The sequence below is a fragment of the Nocardia sp. CC201C genome, assembly GCF_030010695.1.
Lineage (GTDB): Bacteria > Actinomycetota > Actinomycetes > Mycobacteriales > Mycobacteriaceae > Nocardia > Nocardia otitidiscaviarum.
In genome coordinates, this window is sequence record NZ_JASCXP010000452.1 from 1 (window position 1) to 5,907 (window position 5,907).

3 protein-coding genes are annotated in these 5,907 nt (G+C 67.8%); 1 reads left to right on the forward strand and 2 read right to left on the reverse strand.

Translation table 11 applies throughout. The features are described 5' to 3' along the window. Positions 1 to 3,449, forward strand: a 3,449-nt coding sequence (locus tag QK444_RS31360; RefSeq protein ID WP_282785690.1) for a multifunctional oxoglutarate decarboxylase/oxoglutarate dehydrogenase thiamine pyrophosphate-binding subunit/dihydrolipoyllysine-residue succinyltransferase subunit, incomplete at its 5' end; no start/stop codon positions are given. Between the two features lie 80 nt (positions 3,450 to 3,529). Here QK444_RS31360 and QK444_RS31365 read toward each other — a convergent pair. Both QK444_RS31365 and QK444_RS31370 read right to left on the reverse strand, forming a co-directional pair. Continuing rightward, positions 3,530 to 4,156: a Uma2 family endonuclease gene (locus QK444_RS31365; RefSeq protein WP_282785691.1), complete on the reverse strand. Its 627-nt coding sequence runs from the start codon at positions 4,154 to 4,156 to the stop codon at positions 3,530 to 3,532. Between the two features lie 58 nt (positions 4,157 to 4,214). After that, entirely contained in the window at positions 4,215 to 5,360 is a 1,146-nt protein-coding gene (locus tag QK444_RS31370) for a GGDEF domain-containing protein (RefSeq protein WP_282785692.1), read from the reverse strand. Positions 5,361 to 5,907 lie beyond the last annotated feature (547 nt).

Genomic DNA, 5,907 nt, shown 5'->3' on the forward strand with positions numbered 1-5,907 from the left:
CCGCCCCCGCCTCCAACGCCGCCCCCACCGCGGGTGCGCCGAAGGCGGACGTGAGCGATGAGGCCAAGGTCCTACGCGGGCCCGCCGCGGCGGTCGTGAAGAACATGTCGGCGTCCCTGACCATCCCCACCGCCACCTCCGTGCGCGCCATCCCGGCGAAGCTGATGATCGACAACCGGCTGGTCATCAACAACCACCTGGCCCGCACCCGCGGCGGCAAGATCTCCTTCACCCACCTGCTCGGCTACGCCATCGTGCAGGCGGTCAAGTCCTTCCCGAATATGAACCGGCACTTCGCCGAGATCGACGGGAAGCCCAACGCGGTCACCCCGGCGCACACCAACCTGGGTCTGGCCATCGACCTGCCCGGCAAGGACGGCAACCGCTCCCTGGTCGTGGCGGCCATCAAGAACTGCGAGGGCATGACCTTCGCGCAGTTCCACAGTGCCTACGAGGACATCGTGCGCCGCGCCCGCGACGGCAAGCTGGGCATCGAGGACTTCTCGGGCGTCACCATCTCGCTGACCAACCCGGGCACCATCGGCACCAACCATTCGGTGCCGCGGCTGATGCCGGGTCAGGGCGCGATCATCGGTGCGGGCGCCATGGAGTACCCGGCCGAGTTCCAGGGCATGGGTGACGATCAGCTCGCCGAGATCGGCATCGGCAAGCTCATGACGCTCACCTCCACCTACGACCACCGCATCATCCAGGGCGCGGAGTCCGGCGACTTCCTGCGCACCATCCACCAGTTGCTGATCTCCGACGAGTTCTACGACGAGATCTTCCACGGCATGGGCGTGCCCTACGAGCCGGTGCGCTGGCGCCGCGACGTCACCGAGCGCGGCGTCGACAAGAGCGTGCGCGTGCAGGAGCTCATCGCCGCCTACCGCAACCGCGGCCACCTGATGGCCGACACCGACCCCCTACGGCTGGTCAAGGACAAGTTCCGCTCGCATCCGGATCTGGACGTCACCGAGCACGGCCTGACCCTGTGGGATCTGGACCGCGAGTTCAACGTCGCGGGCTTCCACGGCCAGGAGCGCATGAAGCTGCGCGACGTGCTGTCCATCCTGCGCGACGCCTACTGCCGCCACGTCGGCGTGGAGTACACCCACATCCTCGATCCCGAGCAGTTGCAGTGGATCCAGGACCGGGTCGAGCAGAAGCACGAGAAGCCGTCGGTCGCCGAGCAGAAGTACATTCTGTCGCGCCTGAACGCCGCCGAGGCGTTCGAGACCTTCCTGCAGACCAAGTACGTGGGCCAGAAGCGCTTCTCGCTGGAGGGCGCGGAGTCCGTCATCCCGATGATGGACTCGGTCATCAACCAGTGCGCCGAGCACGCCCTCGACGAAGTCGTCATCGGCATGCCGCACCGCGGCCGCCTGAACGTGCTGGCCAATATCGTCGGCAAGCCCTACTCGAAGATCTTCACCGAGTTCGAGGGCAATATGAACCCGGCGGCCACACACGGCTCCGGCGACGTGAAGTACCACCTGGGCGCGCAGGGCACCTACATCCAGATGTTCGGCGACAACGACATCACGGTGTCGCTGACCGCCAACCCCTCGCACCTGGAGGCGGTGGACCCGGTGCTGGAGGGCCTGGTCCGTGCCAAGCAGGACCTGCTCACCAAGGAGGACCTGTCCACCAAGGGTGAGGAGGAGCGCAACTTCTCCGTCGTGCCGCTCATGCTGCACGGCGACGCGGCCTTCGCGGGCCAGGGCGTGGTGGCCGAGACCCTGAACCTGTCGGGTCTGCGCGGTTACCGCACCGGCGGCACCGTACACATCGTGGTCAACAACCAGATCGGCTTCACCACCGCACCGGAGTACTCGCGCTCCACCGAATACTCCACCGATATCGCGAAGTTCATCGGTGCGCCGATCTTCCACGTGAACGGTGACGATCCGGAAGCCTGCGTGTGGGTGGCCGAACTGGCCGTCGACTACCGGCAGAAGTTCAACAAGGATGTCGTCATCGACCTCATCTGCTACCGCCGCCGCGGGCACAACGAGGGCGACGACCCGTCGATGACCCAGCCGCAGATGTACGACGTGATCGACACCAAGCGCTCGGTGCGCAAGATCTACACCGAGAGCCTGATCGGTCGTGGCGACATCTCCATGAAGGAAGCCGAAGACGCGCTGCGCGACTACCAGGGTCAGTTGGAGCGCGTCTTCAACGAGGTCCGCGAGCTGGAGAAATACCGGCCGGAACCGTCGGAATCGGTCGAGGACGACCAGCAGATCCCGCCGAATATGGTCACCGCCGTGGACAAGACGGTGCTGCAGCGCATCGGCGACGCGTTCGTGAACGTGCCCGAGGGCTTCAGCGTGCACCCGCGCGTCAAGCCGGTGCTGGAGCGCCGCCGCGAAATGGCCTACGAGGGCAAGGTGGACTGGGCGTTCGCCGAGCTGCTCGCCTTCGGCACCCTGATCGACGAGGGGCACGCGGTGCGCCTGACCGGTCAGGACTCCCGCCGCGGCACCTTCACCCAGCGCCACTCGGTGATCATCGACCGCAAGACCGGCGCGGAGTACACCCCGCTGCACAACATCGGGTCGACGAACGCCGGCTGGTTCGCGGTGCACGATTCGGCGCTGAGCGAATTCGCCGCCGTCGGTTTCGAATACGGCTACTCGCTGGGCAACCCGGACGCGCTGGTGCTGTGGGAGGCGCAGTTCGGCGACTTCGTCAACGGCGCGCAGACCATCATCGACGAGTTCATCTCCTCCGGTGAGGCCAAGTGGGGTCAGCTCTCCGAGGTCGTGCTGCTGCTGCCGCACGGTCACGAGGGCCAGGGTCCGGACCACACCTCCGGCCGCATCGAGCGGTTCCTCCAGCTGTGCGCGGAGGGCTCGATGACGGTGGCGGTGCCGTCCACCCCGTCGAACTACTTCCACCTGCTGCGCCGCCACGCGCTGGACGGCATTCGCCGCCCGCTGGTGGTCTTCACGCCGAAGTCCATGCTGCGCAACAAGGCCGTCATCTCCGACATCGAGGACTTCACGGACAACAAGTTCCGCACCGTCCTGGAGGAGCCGACCTACGAGAGCGGCGACGGCGACCGGTCGAAGGTCAAGCGCGTGCTGCTCACCTCCGGCAAGCTCTACTACGAGCTGGTGGCGGAGAAGCAGAAGCGGGGCCGTGACGATGTCGCCATCGTGCGCGTCGAGCAGCTGTACCCGATTCCGAAGTTCCGCCTGAACGAGGCGCTGGAGGGCTACGCCGCCGCCACCGATCTGGTGTGGATCCAGGAGGAGCCCGCCAACCAGGGCGCGTGGCCGTTCTTCGGCCTGAACCTGCCGGACATCCTCCCGGCCCGGTTCGGCAAGCTGCGCCGCATCTCGCGCCGCGCCATGTCGGCCCCATCCTCGGGTTCGTCGAAGGTGCACGCGGTGGAGCAGCAGGAGATCATCGAAGAGGCGTTCGCGGCGACCTCGTAAGGCGAAGCCCTACCGCTGCGCCGGGTCGAATCCGCTCCCACGGAGCGATTCGACCCGGCGTCGTGGTTTCGGCACGAGGCTCAGCGCGTCAACCCGCTGAGTCGGTCCCAGTCGATGGTGATCCCGATGGGGAGTTCGACCGCCGTCGGTTGCCCGTCCGGTTGCAGCTTCCACTGCAGCCGGTACTGACCCAGTACGTGGTCCAGGACGTGCACCTCGATCGACTCGACTCGGTTGTCACCCAGGGTGACGACCCAATACCAGGCGATGCCCGCCCGCGCGTACTCCGCCTTCTTCACGACCAGATCCACGTTCTCGGTTCCCGGCGAGATTATCTCGACGACGAGTCGCACCAACGACGCGGGCAATGGCCGAAGATCCTCTGGCGCGCAATCGAATACCGCGATGTCGGGCCGCCGGATCGTCGTCCTCGGCATCTCCCACAGCAGCACATCGAAGTCGGTGTTCACATCGAGGCAGTCACCGTTGTAGCGATTCAGGTGGGAGGTCACCGCCCCATCGAGAATGTCCGCAAGCCTGCGTTGCGCGGTCTGGTGCGGCCGAGTCGGTGACTCGGCCCGCACCGCCTGCCCGTTCTCGACCTCCACCAGACGACAGAAGTCCTCGGGCAGCTTCTTCCAGATCTCAACGGTGATCGGCTCGGGCTGCAGGTTCTCCTCCCGTGCCCAATCGAGCATCCCGGACATGACACGCTCCTCACCCGACCGACGATGATGATTCGATCCTATAGCCCGGCCACATCGGCTATGGGTGATCCCACGTGCCGCCACTCGGGATCCGTGCCTGGTGCGAGTCGTTCTCGGGCACGCCGACGGGAGCAGTCCTATCGGCCGCCCGACCCGCGAGGACGACGGTGTTGCCGCCCAACTGTTTCGCCTGGTACATGGCGGCGTCGGCGCAGCGCAGCAGATCGTCGGCGGTGGCGCCGTGTTCGAAGGCGGCCACGCCGACGCTGGCGGTGACCGGGGTGTGCGGGCCGGTCATGGTGGCGATGGCGCGGCAGACGCGTTCGGCCGCGGCCTGTGCGGCGGCCGGGTCCAGGTGCGCGAGGACGGCGAATTCCTCACCGCCGCTTCGGGCTACGAGAGTGTCGCCGTCGGCGCAGGCGCGTAGTCGGGCCGCGGTGCGGACCAGGATGTCGTCACCCGCCGAATGCCCGTAGGTGTCGTTGACCGCCTTGAAGTCGTCCAGGTCGATGACCATGGCGCAGACCGCGCGACCGTCGTCCAGGCCGAATCGGCCGGACAGGTAGTAGTCGAGGCCGCGGCGGTTCAGCAGGGTGGTGAGCGCGTCGGTGAGCGCGTCGGTGCGCAGCACCCAATAGCAGAAGTGCACGGTGGGCAGCACCACCACGATGGCCACGGCCATGATCAGGATGATCGCGACGGCCAGCGCCACGTCACCGGTCTCCCCCGCCAATCGAGCCGCCAGCACGAGCACCGACACCAGCGAGAACACGGCGTGCGCGGTCAGTGCCCGCGGGCTGTGGAAGACGCTCACGTACCCGCCGGTGACCACCAGCAGCAGCGCCCCGATCGACCCGTACACCCGGTCCTGATCCATCAGGCAGGCCGACACCACCAGCAGGTCGGCCGCCCCGATCAGCAGCAGCGATTCGTTCTCCCCCGGCCACGGCCCCAACCACCAGCGCAGCGCCCACAGCGTCGCCCCGCCGGTCACGAACGCGAAGACGATATGCCCGGCAGTCCCGTGCGGCCCCGCCGGTGAGATCCAGGTGAGCACCGCGATCACCACCATGACGGCCCCGCCCGCGCCCACCACGATCCGCACCGGCCAGTCCGCCGAGCGCGCCGCCAAGGTCCGCAGCAGCCACCGGTAGTCCACCGGGTCGTTCCACCAGGCCCGAACGATCGCGCACCTGTCACGCATACCACCCGTCGGCAAAGAACGCCCCTTCTTCCGCCGAACATCGAATCCCGCCATATGGGACGATCCCCCGACCGCGCCCCGGTGCACACACCCCAGCACATACCGCCCCATACGGGCAACCCCGGTCCGCGATGGGAAGCCCTCGGTGGGCGCGACAACCGCCGTGTGCTCCCGATTCGATCCGCAGGACCGACGCGACCGCTCTCGAACACGTCAGCGGCGTTCACCTCCCCGCGCCCCCAGGCGACGGCGACAGCCCGGATCCGCATCCGAGAGCTGCTGCTGCGGGCGTTGTCAGCGCAGGAGACCGAGAAAACGCGGAGGTCGGCGGGGCGGCCGTGACGGGAAGCGGAAGTCGGCGGGGCGGCCATGACGGGGAAGCGGAGGTCGACCGGGTGCCCGGTCCAGTGCGCTTGCGCCGGGTGGTGCGACCGCTCCGCCCGGCGGCGGTCGTCATCACCCCGCGCCCGTGACAACAGCGACCCCTACGGCACCGGGGGGGGGCGCGCGGGAGGAACCCCCGGCCGGGCCCGGGGGGGGCGCGCCA

What these genes read in the sequence shown, in the direction of transcription:
- QK444_RS31370 (WP_282785692.1), bottom strand. Translation starts at nt 5,360, where the DNA reads ATGCGTGACAGGTGCGCGATCGTTCGGGCCTGGTGGAACGACCCGGTG.
- QK444_RS31365 (WP_282785691.1), bottom strand. Translation starts at nt 4,156, where the DNA reads ATGTCCGGGATGCTCGATTGGGCACGGGAGGAGAACCTGCAGCCCGAG.